16 protein-coding genes, 1 tRNA gene and 1 other annotated feature are annotated in these 14977 nt (G+C 42.8%); of the genes, 15 read left to right on the top strand and 2 right to left on the bottom strand.

Annotated elements, in window-relative coordinates:
• Positions 1-313: 313 nt before the first annotated feature.
• The 5 genes from DP116_RS18920 to pstB all read left to right on the top strand — a co-directional run bounded on the left by DP116_RS18920 (position 314) and on the right by pstB (position 5624).
• Positions 314-1468, top strand: a complete 1155-nt coding sequence (locus DP116_RS18920; protein ID WP_169156645.1) for a sulfate ABC transporter substrate-binding protein — start codon at positions 314-316, stop codon at positions 1466-1468.
• A 90-nt stretch (positions 1469-1558) separates the two neighbouring features.
• Positions 1559-2557, top strand: coding sequence for a PstS family phosphate ABC transporter substrate-binding protein (locus DP116_RS18925; RefSeq protein WP_169156646.1), 999 nt, complete (start codon positions 1559-1561; stop codon positions 2555-2557).
• 110 nt (positions 2558-2667) lie between these two features.
• The gene (gene pstC / locus DP116_RS18930) at positions 2668-3612 is read left to right on the top strand and encodes a phosphate ABC transporter permease subunit PstC (protein ID WP_169156647.1); all 945 of its coding nucleotides are present in this window, start codon (positions 2668-2670) and stop codon (positions 3610-3612) included.
• 5 nt (positions 3613-3617) lie between these two features.
• Positions 3618-4511 (top strand): phosphate ABC transporter permease PstA, encoded by an 894-nt coding sequence (gene pstA / locus DP116_RS18935; protein ID WP_169156648.1) that lies wholly within the window; start codon positions 3618-3620, stop codon positions 4509-4511.
• Between the two features lie 282 nt (positions 4512-4793).
• Positions 4794-5624 (top strand): phosphate ABC transporter ATP-binding protein PstB, encoded by an 831-nt coding sequence (gene pstB / locus DP116_RS18940; protein ID WP_169156649.1) that lies wholly within the window; start codon positions 4794-4796, stop codon positions 5622-5624.
• Between the two features lie 252 nt (positions 5625-5876).
• Here the strand turns inward: pstB and DP116_RS18945 are convergent, their stop codons facing one another.
• Positions 5877-7235 carry a PrsW family glutamic-type intramembrane protease gene (locus tag DP116_RS18945; protein WP_169156650.1) on the bottom strand — a complete coding sequence of 453 codons (1359 nt, stop codon included), beginning with the start codon at positions 7233-7235 and terminating at the stop codon, positions 5877-5879.
• 375 nt (positions 7236-7610) lie between these two features.
• On the opposite strand from DP116_RS18945, the gene rplS reads away from it, so the two are divergent.
• The 9 genes from rplS (at position 7611) to DP116_RS18990 (ending at position 13802) form a co-directional block, all read left to right on the top strand.
• Positions 7611-7973: a 50S ribosomal protein L19 gene (rplS, locus tag DP116_RS18950; protein WP_169156651.1), complete on the top strand. Its 363-nt coding sequence runs from the start codon at positions 7611-7613 to the stop codon at positions 7971-7973.
• Between the two features lie 148 nt (positions 7974-8121).
• A tRNA-Trp gene (locus tag DP116_RS18955) sits at positions 8122-8194 on the top strand.
• 193 nt (positions 8195-8387) lie between these two features.
• Positions 8388-8609 (top strand): preprotein translocase subunit SecE, encoded by a 222-nt coding sequence (gene secE, locus DP116_RS18960; protein ID WP_169156652.1) that lies wholly within the window; start codon positions 8388-8390, stop codon positions 8607-8609.
• Complete coding sequence (gene nusG, locus DP116_RS18965; RefSeq protein WP_169156653.1) at positions 8609-9250, top strand: transcription termination/antitermination protein NusG; 642 nt, start codon at positions 8609-8611, stop codon at positions 9248-9250. Before secE ends, nusG begins: the two co-directional genes overlap by 1 nt.
• Before the next feature lie 6 nt (positions 9251-9256).
• Entirely contained in the window at positions 9257-9682 is a 426-nt protein-coding gene (gene rplK, locus DP116_RS18970; RefSeq protein WP_169156654.1) for a 50S ribosomal protein L11, read from the top strand.
• Between the two features lie 97 nt (positions 9683-9779).
• The gene (rplA, locus tag DP116_RS18975; protein ID WP_169156655.1) at positions 9780-10496 is read left to right on the top strand and encodes a 50S ribosomal protein L1; all 717 of its coding nucleotides are present in this window, start codon (positions 9780-9782) and stop codon (positions 10494-10496) included.
• 61 nt (positions 10497-10557) lie between these two features.
• Positions 10558-10756: a sequence feature (ribosomal protein L10 leader region), on the top strand.
• Positions 10757-10838: 82 nt separating this feature from the next.
• Positions 10839-11390 (top strand): 50S ribosomal protein L10, encoded by a 552-nt coding sequence (rplJ, locus tag DP116_RS18980; protein WP_169156656.1) that lies wholly within the window; start codon positions 10839-10841, stop codon positions 11388-11390.
• 64 nt (positions 11391-11454) lie between these two features.
• The gene (gene rplL, locus DP116_RS18985; RefSeq protein ID WP_169156657.1) at positions 11455-11847 is read left to right on the top strand and encodes a 50S ribosomal protein L7/L12; all 393 of its coding nucleotides are present in this window, start codon (positions 11455-11457) and stop codon (positions 11845-11847) included.
• Positions 11848-12620: 773 nt separating this feature from the next.
• Positions 12621-13802 carry an ABC transporter permease gene (locus tag DP116_RS18990; RefSeq protein ID WP_169156658.1) on the top strand — a complete coding sequence of 394 codons (1182 nt, stop codon included), beginning with the start codon at positions 12621-12623 and terminating at the stop codon, positions 13800-13802.
• Between the two features lie 8 nt (positions 13803-13810).
• On the opposite strand, the gene DP116_RS18995 is transcribed toward DP116_RS18990, so the two are convergent.
• Positions 13811-14023: a hypothetical protein gene (locus DP116_RS18995; protein WP_211173382.1), complete on the bottom strand. Its 213-nt coding sequence runs from the start codon at positions 14021-14023 to the stop codon at positions 13811-13813.
• Between the two features lie 475 nt (positions 14024-14498).
• Between DP116_RS18995 and DP116_RS19000 the strand changes: the two genes are divergently transcribed.
• Positions 14499-14813, top strand: a complete 315-nt coding sequence (locus tag DP116_RS19000; RefSeq protein ID WP_169156660.1) for a slr1957 family protein — start codon at positions 14499-14501, stop codon at positions 14811-14813.
• Positions 14814-14977: the final 164 nt, after the last annotated feature.

The raw sequence follows: 14977 nt of genomic DNA on the forward strand, positions 1-14977 counted from the left end.
GACGAGAGCCATATGTAGAGAACCTGCCTGCCCTGTGCCAGTTGCGTAAGTCCTGCGATCGTGAATTATTCAATACGTATGTTCTTGTAAGCCTAGAGGAAATCAAAGGCAATACTCTTGCATAGAGTCGTGCAAAGCGTTATGCAACGCCAGCGCTCGCTCTGTTGCGCGGCAATCATTTCGATCATGAATTATTCAATACGTAACAAAACGTAAAGGCAAAGAAACATCACTGTTCTATTACCCTATAATTCTGATCACGGTAATATCGCTCAAACTACCGTACATTCAGGGGGAAATGTTGATGAGATTGATGAGTAACTCGCTACATTTAATAAGATTAGGGGCTAACGGAATTGAGCGAATGCAGACTTATTTCGTAAAAGCTTTGCAGGCTGTACAACTATCGTGGCAAGGAATAAGCAGAAATTCGTTGCATGGACGTGTGCAAAGATTTGTGTGTCTATTTTTAGTAGGCAGTGTTTTGAGTGTGGCGATCGCCGCCTGTTCTGGAAGCAGTTTAGCGAACAAGGCAGATGTCAAACTCAGACTCGTTTCCTTCTCTGTTACCAAAGCTGCTCATGACCAAATCATTCCTAAATTTGTACAAAAGTGGAAGAAAGAACATAACCAAAACGTCACCTTTGAGCAGAGTTACGGGGGTTCCGGTGCTCAAGCAGCAGCAGTCATTGCAGGTTCCCAAGAAGCAGATATCGTACACCTGGCACTTCCCCTAGATGTAAACAAAATTCAGCAAGCAGGTTTGATTAAATCAAATTGGGAAATCAAAGCTCCTAGAAATGGTATTGTTAGTAGATCTGTAGCTGCGATTGTAACTCGCGAAGGCAATCCCAAAGGAATTAAGACTTGGGCAGACTTGGCAAAAGATGGCGTGCAAGTGATTGCGGCTAACCCGAAAACTTCTGGTATTGCTATCTGGGAATTCCTAGCTTTTTGGGGTTCGGTGACTCAAACAGGAGGTGACGAAGCGACAGCGCTAGATTATGTCACCAAAGTTTATAAAAATATTCCTGTACTGACAAAAGATGCTCGTGAAGCTAGCGATTTATTTTTCCAACAAAAGCAGGGAGATGTTTTAGTTAACTACGAAAACGAGGTGATTTTGGCAGAACAAACTGGACCAAAACTGCCTTATATAGTCCCACAAGTAAATATTTCCATTGATAACCCTGTAACCGTAGTTGATAAAAACGTTGACAAACATGGTACAAGAGAAGTAGCACAAGCGTTTGTTGATTTTCTTTACTCAACAGAAGCTCAACGGGAATTTGCAAAATTAAGATATCGTTCTGTTAATCCCACTGTTAGTCAAGAAGTAAAATCGCAGTATCCCCCAATTGAAACTTTATTCACATCTCAAGATTTAGGGGGTTGGGAGATTATCCAGAAAAAGTTTTTTGCAGATGGGGCAACTTTTGACAAGATTCAAGCTGCCAAGAAAGCATGAGTGCCAAGAAAGCATGAGTGTTAGTACGGTAGAAAGATTTTCCTACCAATTTTGTCTTCAATCTTCTTAGAAATACAAGATATTTGGCTTATGAGCTTTTGTCGCAAATTGAAGGATAGATTTTTATTAGCATTCTTGATGCTGAGTACCTACAGTGTTACCGCTTGTAGTAGCCAGGGTAACAAAACTCAAGTGAGTGTTGATGGTGCTGCTGTCGGTTTCCCTATTTCTCTTGCAGTTGCAGAAGAATACGGAAAGGTGAAACCGGAAGCTCAAGTTAGTGTTGCTTCAAGTGGTACTGGTGGTGGAATCAGTAAGTTTTGTGCTGGCGATATTGATATTGTTGGTGCTTCTCGTACTATTAAAGATGAAGAGATTGCCAGGTGTAAAAGTAAGAAGATTGAATTTATTGAGTTGCCTATAGCTTTAGACGGAATTGCTGTTATCGTCAATCGTCAAAATAACTTCGCCAAATGTTTAACGATTAAAGAACTCGACAAAATGTGGAATTCCAAAGCAGATGGCAAAGTATTGACTTGGAATCAAGTTAATCCCAAGTTTCCTAAGCAAAATCTGAAACTCTATGCTCCCGCATCTGATACTGGAACGTTTGATTATTTTAGTCAAGCTGTGAGTAAGAAAGCCAAAAATAGCCGTACAGACTACACTCCTAGCCACAATCAAAATCTTCTTGTTCAAGGTGTTTCAGGTGAGGCATCAGCTTTAGGTTATGTAGGGATATCTTACTATATTCAAAATCAAGACAAGCTTAATCTAGTTGCTGTAAAAAGTCCCACAGGAGAATGTATAAAACCAGTACCAGTAGACAATGTGGTGAAAAATGTCTACACACCATTGTCTCGCCCTCTGTTTATTTATGTCAGTAAAAAATCTTTAGATACCAAACCAGCAGTAAAAGAATTTGTCGATTTTTACCTCGAAAATTCTTGGAAGTGGGTAGATAGTGTTGGTTATGTCGCATTACCTGATGAAGCTTATCTCAAGGTAAAACGAAAATTGGCTACTGGTGAAACTGGTACGAAATTCAAAAAAGCAAAACCAGGTCAGCCAATCACAAATTTTATCTAGTCTACCATCCTTGAGATTTCGTTATAAATCGGTGGACATAATGAAGTAGCAGGAAACAATATTTTTACCCTTAGTGTAGGTGTCTTCTACTTAGTCAAAAATCACTGTCTATGCAAAGCAGAAATTATTCCGATAACGGTTTTGATCCAAACTCCAGGAACTCACTGGAGAAGAAAGCATCTGAAGATATCCAAGACAAGATTGTTGCAGCAATTTTATTTACTTGTGCTTTAGTTTCTGTACTAACTACCTTTGGTATTGTTGTCATCATCTTTCAGGTAGCATTTGAGTTTTTCCAAGAAGTATCGTTTGCTGACTTCTTTCTTGATACGAAGTGGACACCTTTATTTGCAACAAAGCATTTTGGTATTTGGCCTTTAATTAATGGCACTTTTTTGACGACAGCTATTGCTATGGCAGTTGCTATTCCTTTAGGTTTATCCTCTGCTATATATTTAAGCGAATATGCTCAACCCAAAGTAGCCGCGATTTTACGTCCTGCGGTGGAATTGCTGGCGGGAATACCCACGGTAGTCTATGGGTACTTTGCGCTGTTGTTTGTCACACCATTGCTGCGGAATTTTCTCCCTCTAGAAATCTTCAATGCTTTGAGCGCGGGGTTAATGATGGGGATCATGATTACCCCTACTGTTGGTTCCATCAGCTTAGATGCTATTCGAGCAGTTCCACGTTCTTTACGAGAAGGAGCTTATGCTTTAGGCATAACTAAACTGGAAACCATTTTTAAAGTCGTTCTCCCAGCAGCGCTTTCTGGAATTACAGCCTCGATTATTCTGGGTATTTCGAGAGCTGTTGGTGAAACCATGACTGTTCTCATCGCCGCCGGACAACAGCCAAAACTGACTATTAACGTTGCGGAGTCAGTAGAAACGATGACAACTTATATGGCGCAAATTTCTGGTGGAGATAGTCCCCGTGGTAGTCTTAATTTCAACACTTTATATGCTGTCGGCGCTGTTTTGTTTTTACTAACGCTGGCTTTGAATATTGGGAGTTATTTCATTTCTAATCGCTTTAAAGAAAAATACGATTAATAGGCATGACTACAACTTATCAACGAGACAATTCTTTTGATTCTGCGGCAGAATTTACTGACAATATTGAGAGTAGAGAGAAGACAGGGAAAGTATTTGAAATACTTTTTTTGATAGGGTTGCTGATAGGTTTATTTGTCCTAGGGTTGCTACTTTTTGATGTCTTACGAGACGGATTAGGCAGATTTCTCACACCTGGTTTCTTGACGGAAACCCCTTCTCGTTTTCCTGATCAAGGTGGTATCCGTCCTGCTATTATCAGCAGTATTCTTTTGGGAATTATCGTTATTTTTGTGACTGTACCAATTGGTGTAGGGTCTGCTTTATATCTGGAAGAATATGCACCAAAAGCCTGGTGGACAGCGATTATTGAGATTAATATCAGTAATCTTGCAGGAGTCCCCTCTATTGTCTATGGATTGCTGGGTTTAGGAGTTTTCAACTACTTACTTGGGTTTGGTCCAGCTTTGATTTCCGGAGCTTTGACTTTATCTTTGTTGTCTTTACCAGTCATTATTGTGACAGCTAGAGAAGCCATTCGCGCAGTCCCAGATTCCCTAAGACATGCTTCCTACGGCTTAGGTGTGACTAAATGGCAAACTATCACGAACCACATCTTACCCTATGCTGTTCCCGGTATTCTTACAGGAGTGATTATTTCCGTATCTCGCGCCATTGGTGATGCAGCATCTCTGATTGTGGTAGGCGCTGTGGGTTTCCTCACCTTTAACCCTGGTTTGTTCAACAGATTTATGGCATTACCCATTCAAATTTACAGTTACATCACTCGTCCAGAACCGGGTTTTGCTAATGCAGCAGCAGCAACAATTATTGTGTTGATACTCTTAGTTTTAGCTTTAAATGGTATAGCAATTTATATCAGACAACGCTTTTCATAAGTAGCATTTACGAGTTGCGTACGCTCCCAAGTATTTTGCATTTCTCCAGATTGCGAATTCCTAGTAAGGCAGCTTTATACACGCATTGCATTCATAAACAGGATTTTTCCTCTCTTTTTCTTTGTGTTCTCTGCGCCTGCTGGGAACTTTGCACGAGGAACATGCACATCGTAAATTCGCTCTGGTGCGGTTTTTTGTTCTCAGGTATTAGCAGCAATCATTTTTGGGAATGATTACTCACTCGAAAAATTTTGCCATCATAAATATTAGGAGACAGGCAATATGACCTACAACAACAGTAAAAATCAACTAAATAATGTCACACTCAACCCAGAAGATAATGCCGTATTTAATGTTGAAGGTGTGAAAGTCTACTATGGCAGTTCTCTGGCTCTTGTTGATGTTTACATGAAAATCCCTGAAAAACAAATTATTGCTTTTATCGGACCTTCAGGATGTGGGAAAAGCACTCTACTACGTTGCTTTAACCGAATGAATGATTTAATCACTGGAGCTAGGGTAGAAGGTAGGCTGATTTACCGAGATCGCAATGTTTATGATCCCAACATCAATTCTGTCAAATTACGACGACAAGTAGGAATGGTTTTTCAAAAACCAAATCCTTTTCCCAAGTCAATATATGAAAATATTGCCTTTGGACCGCGTGCTAATGGTTATAAAGGTAATCTTGATGAATTAGTAGAAAATTCCCTCAGACGTGCTGCAATTTGGGATGAAGTCAAGGACAAACTGAAACAAAAGGGTACTGCATTGTCTGGGGGACAACAGCAACGTCTTTGCATTGCACGTGCGATCGCCATGAAGCCAGACGTCTTATTAATGGATGAACCTTGCTCCGCCCTCGACCCAATTTCTACCCGTCAAGTTGAAGAACTCTGCTTAGAACTTAAGGAGCAATATACCATTATTATGGTGACTCACAATATGCAACAAGCAACAAGAGTCGCAGATTGGACAGCGTTTTTCAACACAGAAACTGATCAGCACAGCAAACGTCGCGGAAAATTAGTTGAGTTCAGTCCTACAGAACAAATATTCAATTCTCCTCAAACTAAAGAAGCTGCGGAGTACATCAGTGGACGTTTTGGTTGATGATAAATCACAGTTCACTCAAAAGAGTTTAGGCAAAAACAGGGCAGGAACTAGGGTATAGGGGTATAGGGGAAAGAAAAATCAAAGAAAGGAGTTTTTTGATGAGAGGGGAAACCAATTCACGTGAAAAGCGTATTCTTCCCCTACACCCTTACAACGCCAGGTGCTAACTCCTGCGGAGACGCTGCGCGAACAAGTCGGGAAACCCGCCCAACGCACTGGCTCCCCTTACACGCTTACACCCTTACACCCCTAGTTTTTCTGATGAAACCCCGTTGCAAAGTTTTGCGATCGCGTCGGTGACAAAGCACGCGCCTTAACAATTGCTGCCCCAAGCAAAGCGTAAGATATACCCCCAACCACTATCAACAACAATACGACAAAGATTCCCAAAGTATTTGATAATCCCGTACAACTATTCCACAAGCCGTGGAGTCCAGCCGCACTCAAGTATCCCAAAGCCAAAATTTGCCAACCTTGACGCGGTTTTAGCACACTCAAGCCAATACAATAGCCAAACCATCCACTCCAAGCCATGTGACCTGCGACATCACCTAAAATTCGTGGAATCAGAAGTTCTAACCCTGCTCGCCAACCAGCATCTGCTCCCATTTTTTGTGCAACTTCTGCAATAGTACCAGGTACGTACTGACCTAGAGTTTCAAACAGGGTGAAGCCAGTCGCAGAAGCGCTTGCGATCAAAATTCCATCTAGAGGTTCTCCAACGCCAATCCGTTCACGCATGGGAGATGCAAATGCTCTTCCTAAAAGATAAAATCCAAAAACTGGTAAAGCCTTGAGAAATTCTTCCAATAACCCAGCGCCAAAAAAGTACCGGATAAACAACTCGGTAAAAGCTATAGTACTAGTATTATCAGGCACTTTGCCTGGAAGAATGTTACGAAATACGAAAATAAATAGACTTAATACAGGACTACTTAAAATCAATATAGTAAAAACAGCAGATGCAATAAGTACCCACCAAGGTTTATGCTTGCCACACAACTGGTAAACAAAATATAAAGCAGCCCCAGCCAAGTAAGCACCTAATAGTATTTGATATAAAAATCCTTGTACAAAAAACAGGAGTACCACGAATATCACTGTGATAATTCCTGGTATTAAGTAAGCCTTGCGAGTTAAATTTTTTGGTCGAAAAAGAATAGGAAGCATCTGCGACCAACTCGCATCAGTGTCTGTGCTTGTAAATTTCGTGGAATTTGCATCTACCGCGTCCGGAGTTTGGGTGACTGGTGGTTGTGGTTTACTCAATGATTGAATGTTGTGTTGATACTCGAAGACAAATTCTGGACCACTAGTGCCAAACGTCAGGCGATCGCCTGCGTGCAATTCCTGACACCCCTGCAAAATCTGTCCATTTAAATATGTCCCATTGGCACTATTCAAATCACACAGCAGGTAGCTTGTTGTGCCTTCTGGCGTTGTGGATGGGCGAATAGTCGCATGACGCCGCGAAACCACTCCAAAATCATTTGAATTCAAGATAATTTGGCAACTAGGATCGCGTCCAATAATAACCTCACTCGTCGTGAGCAGTGAGTAAGAAGTTTCTCCACCTCTGGAGACTAACCGCAGAAATGCATGACTCATTCAGACAACTTCCCTCGCCCTTTTTATAGTAATTAATAGTACAAAAACTATTCTTTATTGAGATCAAAATATGTAGACTGTTGCTGTATGACCTTTGTTGACTTCATGGCGATGGTAAATCAGAAGTGGTGGATTTACTGGTAACCCAACTGGAGATCCCTATGCCTGCGGTACGGCTACGCCGAGAGGATATCTCATTGACAAAAACTATGTTGTATGCATCAGGAACGCTTTGCGCTGACGCCAGTCACCAACGTGTCCCACACGTTGGTGCATAGGGCTGGCTTACTGATAACTGAGTAATTGGTTTAAAATGACTAGACTGTAAGATAGTTATCGATTTATTATTGTTGATTGTGAGTTTTTTCCTGGACTATGAATACCCAAGAGATCATCCGCTCCATTGAAGCGGAACAACTAAAATCTAATTTGCCTGAAATCTTTGTGGGCGACACAGTGAAAGTTGGAGTCAAAATTAAGGAAGGTGAGAAATACCGCGTACAACCCTATGAGGGAGTTGTGATTGCTAAGCGCAATGGTGGTATAAATGAAACTATTACTGTTCGTCGTGTTTTCCAAGGTGTGGGAGTGGAACGAGTGTTCCTCATACATTCTCCTCGGATAGACAACATCAAAATATTGCGTCGTGGTAAGGTTAGGCGTGCTAAACTTTACTATTTACGTAAACGTGTTGGTAAAGCTACCCGAATCAAGCAGCGTTTTGACCGCGCCTTATAATTCAACAGAGCAAGATGTGGGAGAAGGGTTTAACAAAAAGCGGCTCCCGCCGCTCATTTGTTCCCTGAATCAAGGTCAAAGAAAAAATTGCCAACTTGTGTTAAAATAGGTTAGATTAAGTGTAATAACTGAATAAAGGTCAGCCTGTGCGCTCTTAGTTCAGTTGGTAGAACGCAGGTCTCCAAAACCTGATGTCGGGGGTTCAAGTCCTCCAGGGCGCGCTGTTACCAAAAATAAAGCCCGAAAATTATGCAACTTATGCTAAAATAGCAGCAATGTTGCAAATTTCGGGTAAAATTTTTGTGTTTGCAGCTTATTGCTTTGGACAAGTTAAGTTTGAGTACTAAATCTTAACAAAAGGTAGAAATTAACGGCCAACAGTTGTTTGTATCAGGAATGAGGGAGAGAGGCGACGTGACTAAAAAAAACGAAGCAGAAATAACACAAGCAAGCAATGGGTCTGGCATAACGAACTTTTTCAATGGATTAAAGGAAGAGTTCGATAAAGTCGTCTGGCCCAGTCGGAAGCAGCTAGTGAGTGAATCAGCGGCTGTACTGCTAATGGTAACTCTCTCCGCATCTTTGATATTTTTGGTAGATAGATTCTTTTCTTGGGCAGCACAACAGGTGTTCTGATGAGTTTTGCAACAGACGGAGATTACAATGCGACGCTGCAGTCAGAGGATGCCGCAGATACAGCGTCAGATGCTTCTCACGAAGCCCGCTGGTATGCAGTGCAAGTAGCCTCTGGCTGTGAGAAGCGTGTCAAGACAAACTTAGAGCAGCGCATTCAGACCTTTGATGTAGCTGAGAAAATCCTCCAGGTGGAGATTCCACATACACCAGCCGTAAAAATCCGTAAAGACGGTAGTCGCCAGCATACAGAAGAGAAAGTCTTCCCTGGCTATGTGCTAGTCAGGATGATGATGGATGACGACAGCTGGCAAGTAGTAAGAAACACCACTCATGTGATTAATTTCGTGGGGGCAGAGCAAAAACGCGGCACTGGCAAGGGTCGCGGTCACGTGAAACCTATGCCCCTGAGTCATACAGAAGTAGAAAGAATCTTCAAACAGACCAGCGAACAGGAGCCAGTAGTCAAAATTGACATGGCTACAGGTGATAAGATAGTCGTGCTTTCTGGTCCGTTTAAAGATTTTGAAGGTGAGGTGATTGAAGTCAGTCCAGAACGGAGTAAACTTAAAGCCCTACTTTCGATTTTTGGACGGGATACACCAGTAGAATTGGAATTTAATCAGGTTCAGAAACAGAGCTAAATAAGAATGGCGAAGAAAATCGTAGCGGTCATTAAATTGGCCCTAAATGCTGGGAAAGCCAACCCAGCACCGCCAGTGGGTCCCGCTTTGGGTCAGCACGGCGTTAACATCATGATGTTCTGCAAGGAGTACAACGCCAAGACATCTGACCAAGTTGGAACGGTGATTCCTGTAGAAATTTCGGTCTATGAAGACCGGAGTTTTACATTTGTCCTCAAGACTCCTCCGGCATCAGTCCTCATTACCAAGGCAGCTAAAATTGACAAAGGCTCCAGTGAACCTAACAAAAGAAAAGTTGGGTCAATTACTAGAGAGCAATTGAGGCAAATTGCCCAAACTAAATTGCCTGACCTTAACGCCAACGATGTAGAAGCGGCGATGAACATCATCGAAGGCACCGCGAAAAACATGGGCGTAACAGTCACAGATTAGTCATGAGTCATTAGTAAAAGACAAATGACAAAGGACGAATAACAAAATTATTCGGGGGAGAGGTAAAACCTCGTCATTGACCCCAGGAGTGAAAAAAATGACGAAAAAACTATCGCGCCGAATCCAGGCGCTATTAGAAAAAGTTGAAGACAGGGATTATACACCCATAGAGGCGTTATCCCTTCTCAAAGAAACAGCAACAGCAAAGTTTCCCGAAGCCGCAGAAGCGCATATCCGCTTAGGCATTGATCCGAAATATACTGATCAACAGCTGCGAACAACAGTCGTACTGCCCAAAGGAACAGGACAAACAGTACGAGTAGCAGTGATTGCAAGAGGGGAAAAGGTCACAGAAGCAACCAATGCGGGTGCTGATATCGTTGGTTCAGAAGAACTAATTGACGAAATTCAAAAAGGTAGAATGGACTTTGACAAGCTGATTGCCACACCTGATATCATGCCTCAGGTGGCGAAGCTTGGTAAGTTACTTGGTCCCCGTGGTTTGATGCCGTCACCAAAAGGTGGGACAGTGACATTTGACTTAGGAAGTGCGATCGCAGAATTCAAAGCTGGTAAATTAGAGTTCCGAGCTGATCGAACTGGCATTGTCCATGTTATGTTTGGTAAGGTGTCGTTCTCACCAGAAGATTTATTAGTAAACTTGAAGGCGTTGCAAGAAACAATCGACCGTAACCGTCCTTCAGGAGCTAAAGGTCGTTACTGGCGTACAGTGTATGTGTCTGCCACGATGGGACCATCAATTAGGGTAGACATTAACGGCCTACGCGATTTGAAACTCACAGAAGCAGCATAATATCGTTATGTCATGAGTGATGAGCACATGACAAATGGTAAACAACTGAAGGCAACTAACAAAATTAAATAGGCAACAGCCGGAGACAGCAGGTGCCATTGGCTTAATGTCCTGCCGAGGTTTTCGCCCCAATTGCTACCAGTACCACGCATGATGAGCGTGATTAGTGGGGCATAAGGATGATAAGGTATAGACGCACTGTACAGCGCGTTTTTACCACTAAACCCCGGCTGCGAGAGCTGGGGTTTATTGTTTTCAAGCAGTCACTGTCATGGTGGTCAGCAGTTGGCAAAAACCTAACAGCCAATACCTGAAAGCCGATTTGTTAAGGAGGTGAGATGGATGCCTAGAACGATAGAAGACAAAAAAGCTATAGTTACTGACCTCAAAGAAACTTTGAGCCAGTCTCAACTAGCACTAGTCATTGACTACCAAGGACTAACAGTTGCTGAAATGACAGACCTGCGGCGACGTCTGCGTCCCTCTGGTACTGTTTGCAAGGTGACTAAGAATACTCTGATGGGCATTGCCATTCAAGACGACGAGAAATGGCAAGTGTTGTCAGAATTGCTCAAAGGCTCTTCTGCCTTTTTGCTGGTTAAAGACGATTTCTCCGCAGCAATTAAGGCTTACCAAGATTTCCAAAAAGCCAGCAAGAAAACAGAACTTCGCGGCGGCGTTATGGAAGGTCGCCTGCTGCAAGAGCCTGATGTCAAGGCTTTGGGAGATTTGCCATCCAAAGAACAACTCATGGCACAAATTGCTGGAGCGATCAACGCCTTGGCTACCAAGATTGCTGTGGGTATCAACGAGGTTCCCAGTTCGCTGGCTCGTGCTTTGCAGGCTGTCGCTGATCAAGAAAAAGGTGGCGAATCCGAAGAAAGTGCTTCCTAGTTAGTCGTTAGTGCTAGGTAGAACAACTAACAAATAATTTATCAACATTACAGGAGTTATATCAATGTCTGCTGCAACTGATGAAATTTTGGATAAACTAAAAACCTTGAGCTTGCTAGAAGCAGCTGAGTTGGTGAAGCAAATTGAAGAAGCCTTTGGCGTAAGTGCTGCAGCACAAGTTGGAGCTGTTATGGCAGTTCCTGGTGGTGCTGCACCTGCTGCTGCTGAACCAGTAGAAGAGCAAACCGAGTTTGACGTCATTCTGGAATCAGTCCCAGCTGATAAGAAGATTGCTGTACTCAAGGTTGTACGGGAATTGACAGGTTTGGGTCTCAAGGAAGCGAAAGACTTGGTAGAAGCTGCGCCGAAGCCAGTTAAGGAAGCGATCGCCAAGGAAGCTGCTGAACAAGCTAAGAAGCAGTTGGAAGATGCTGGCGGTAAGGTAACTATCAAATAATTCATAACTCGTAATTAAAAATTACGAAAAGGCAGCAGTCCAGTAACCAGTTTGGTGTGGGCTGCTGCCTTTTTTTGATTGAGAAGAAATCAACACGGTATTATGGGTGCTATGTCCGTATTCCGTGCTACAACACTTGGACAAAGCTAGACAAAGTTAAACTTTGTTAGACAATACCCGGATTGCTTCCTGTTTCATCCTGGAGATGTCGGCATCAAACCAGTCCACAGGCTTAAATTCGGATAGAACTTATCCTATACGTGAATTATCTTTTGACATTCAAATGTGAGAAACTTTGCTACTCTATCCCATTATTTTCAATCCTATTGAGGTTTTCTGGACTTCTCAAACCGCCTTATTACAGGTAGGATTACTCTTAAGAGTTTTGTACAGGGTCTCAAGCCTTAATTTTTTCGCTTGGTTTTCGCGTTAGCACAATTATAGCATATGGACAAATAGTCTATTAATGTCTAGCTTTGTCTAGAAATTTAGTTACAGTTTTTAACCCCCGGGAATGTTCAGGCTTGAAGTATCTGATGACTTGGACAAACAAAAACCAACAGACAAAAAATCTTTGCTTAAACGAGTTGAGAAACTTGACTATCAAGTTTCACTCTCCGAATTTTTTTGAATTTTGAGAGAAGTTGGAGCGGAGAGCAGCGCCTTGCGGAGCCAGTGCGTTGCGGGGGTTCCCCCCGTTGAAGCACCTGGCGTGCGCTTGCGCTTACGGTGATTTTGAATTTTAAATTTTAAATTTTTGCAAAGCGACTGTTATGGGTCTTTCACCTTTAGACTTACTGGATATTACCTTTCGCTCCTTGGGTAAAAACCCTTTGCGTTCTGGGCTAACAGCTTTAGGAGTGTTTATGGGTGTGGCTGCTGTCAGTGCTACGCTTGCTGTCGGTAACATTAGTCGGGCAGTTATTGCTCAGCAACTAGCAAAACGAGGCGCACCTCAAGCCTCAGTCTACCCAAAGTGGGATTCTGGTCGTCGAACCACCTCACTTAAATTGGAAGATATGGAATTTTTACAACAACGCTTGGTGGGCTTGCAGGCAATCAGTGCTTTTAATTGGGCTGGTTCTATGCCAACTATATTTCAGGACAAAGAATTAACTCCACCCATGTCACCTGTTTCCCAAGGTTTTTTGCTGACTTCAGGAAAAACACTAGTCTCGGGACGATTCTTTACGGTTGAAGATTTTGCCAGGTACCGACCAGTAGCCGTTATCGACCAACTGTTGGCAGAACAACTTTTCGGTGGACAGAAAGCTTTGGGTAAGATGATTTATGCTGGGGACAGACCTTATGTGGTCGTGGGGGTGGTGACGACTACTCTGGATGAAAATGCACCTCCTAATGGTCAACTTTATATACCAATCTCTGTTTATAACGCCCTGACTGGTAGCCGCGACATTGGTAGCATCCAAATGCGTCCCTACAAACTCGAAGACGTGGAAAACTTGAGCAAGCAAGCTGAGGAACTGCTAAAGCAGCGATTCCCAGGTCAAAAATTTAAGTCTTGGAACAATGTCTCAGATATCCTAGAGCAACAGAAAACTCTTGAGATGGCGTCCCAAGGACTAGCAGTGGTGGGAGTGATCGCGCTCTTGGTCGGCGGTGTGGGGATTGCGAATATCATGATTGCCTCGGTGTCAGAACGAACCGCTGAAATTGGTTTGAGACGGGCAATAGGAGCGACCCAACAAGAAATCATGCTGCAATTTATTCTGGAGGCTACGCTTTTGAGTCTCATTGGAGGAACTGTCGCTCTTGGTGTGGTGCATGGATTGACAATTGTAGTCACAAATACCTTTAACTTGCCCTACGAGTTTGACGGTTCTATTGCAACACTAGCGTTAGGCTCAGCATTACTGGTTGGAGTGGGAGCCAGTTTGACCCCCGCCCTACGAGCGAGCCAAATCGACCCAGTCAAAGCCTTACGCTCAGAATAATTTCACTGTCATTTAGCTTTTGGTACTGGGGAGGCTGTACCTCTTGTTGAGAATGGTGAGCCAGCGCGGTCTTGGGGAGCCACTGCGTTGGGCGGCTGTGCCGACTTGTAGCATGTGGCGTAGTTTCCCCCATGAGCGACTGGCGTATCTCCTATGGCTAACGCCACGGCTGCGCCGAACGGAGACGCTTCGCTAACGCCTTTGGCGTGCGCTTTGCGCATACCCGGAGGGTGCAAGATTTCAGTTAAGAAGGATTTTTGATTAGCAGTTTTCTTTCGGGTGGACATTGCCACTAATGTCTCAAATGTCCACCTAGCTTAAAAAAGCAGGGGGGTAGGCGTATTGATTTTTAAGGTATTTATGCGTTGAACCTGCGTAACACAACTTTACATATAGACTGAATAAATATCTGTTTTTAAAACCAAAAATCACGATTATGTTGAGAATTGTTAAAAGTCAAACTTCCAAGTAAAGTTTATTTTCTTTTCATGCAAGAACAAGCTAAATACTGTTAGCCTGTGAATTAAGAAAAGCATCAATTTAACTCTAATTACAGGTGTTTTTAGATTCTTACGTAAGCCAAATAGTACTTGAATAATCTTTAGTTTTATACCAATTGGTAGACTTCTGAGAAATAACCAGGAAATTTATATTTAGTTTCTAAACGTCATGCTGATTCCACTTCCCAGCCCAAACATGAAACATTATCGTAATGAATGGATTGAAGAATGGTGCCAAGAAAATGGGTGGACAGATTTATTTGAAGAGCGGTGTAATAACTACTGGGCATTTCCTCCAGGGGCAGTTATGCCTGAGCCAATTCCTACCCATACATTGAGATTGATTAAAACTCAAAAGGGACTGACATCTCAGGAAAAATTTTGGTCAGTCTCAGCAGTATTTGGCACAATTGTAGCCGTCGTTTCTACTTACTTATTCAAATGTCCAATACCTCTGGTTTTAGCTTTTGCTTTTGATGCAGTGACGGCAGCGCAACTTGAGGTAGAGTGATCTCAAGAATGAGTTATGATCAGTAGTACTGAGTGCTGTAGACGCCACAGAACAATTGGCACATAGTACTTTGCTTGGGGGCTATTTCATGATTTGCTGGGGTTGCTTTACTCACTTCTTGCACCTAACCGAATAAATCCGTAAAAGGTGAATAAAGAGCGCAA

The sequence above is a fragment of the Brasilonema bromeliae SPC951 genome (genome assembly GCF_012912135.1).
GTDB lineage: Bacteria > Cyanobacteriota > Cyanobacteriia > Cyanobacteriales > Nostocaceae > Brasilonema > Brasilonema bromeliae.

What these genes read in the sequence shown, in the direction of transcription:
- DP116_RS18920 (WP_169156645.1), top strand. Translation starts at nt 314, where the DNA reads ATGAGTAACTCGCTACATTTAATAAGATTAGGGGCTAACGGAATTGAG.
- DP116_RS18925 (WP_169156646.1), top strand. Translation starts at nt 1,559, where the DNA reads ATGAGCTTTTGTCGCAAATTGAAGGATAGATTTTTATTAGCATTCTTG.
- pstC (WP_169156647.1), top strand. Translation starts at nt 2,668, where the DNA reads ATGCAAAGCAGAAATTATTCCGATAACGGTTTTGATCCAAACTCCAGG.
- pstA (WP_169156648.1), top strand. Translation starts at nt 3,618, where the DNA reads ATGACTACAACTTATCAACGAGACAATTCTTTTGATTCTGCGGCAGAA.
- pstB (WP_169156649.1), top strand. Translation starts at nt 4,794, where the DNA reads ATGACCTACAACAACAGTAAAAATCAACTAAATAATGTCACACTCAAC.
- DP116_RS18945 (WP_169156650.1), bottom strand. Translation starts at nt 7,235, where the DNA reads ATGAGTCATGCATTTCTGCGGTTAGTCTCCAGAGGTGGAGAAACTTCT.
- rplS (WP_169156651.1), top strand. Translation starts at nt 7,611, where the DNA reads ATGAATACCCAAGAGATCATCCGCTCCATTGAAGCGGAACAACTAAAA.
- nusG (WP_169156653.1), top strand. Translation starts at nt 8,609, where the DNA reads ATGAGTTTTGCAACAGACGGAGATTACAATGCGACGCTGCAGTCAGAG.
- rplK (WP_169156654.1), top strand. Translation starts at nt 9,257, where the DNA reads ATGGCGAAGAAAATCGTAGCGGTCATTAAATTGGCCCTAAATGCTGGG.
- rplA (WP_169156655.1), top strand. Translation starts at nt 9,780, where the DNA reads ATGACGAAAAAACTATCGCGCCGAATCCAGGCGCTATTAGAAAAAGTT.
- rplJ (WP_169156656.1), top strand. Translation starts at nt 10,839, where the DNA reads ATGCCTAGAACGATAGAAGACAAAAAAGCTATAGTTACTGACCTCAAA.
- rplL (WP_169156657.1), top strand. Translation starts at nt 11,455, where the DNA reads ATGTCTGCTGCAACTGATGAAATTTTGGATAAACTAAAAACCTTGAGC.
- DP116_RS18990 (WP_169156658.1), top strand. Translation starts at nt 12,621, where the DNA reads ATGGGTCTTTCACCTTTAGACTTACTGGATATTACCTTTCGCTCCTTG.
- DP116_RS18995 (WP_211173382.1), bottom strand. Translation starts at nt 14,023, where the DNA reads ATGCGCAAAGCGCACGCCAAAGGCGTTAGCGAAGCGTCTCCGTTCGGC.
- DP116_RS19000 (WP_169156660.1), top strand. Translation starts at nt 14,499, where the DNA reads ATGAAACATTATCGTAATGAATGGATTGAAGAATGGTGCCAAGAAAAT.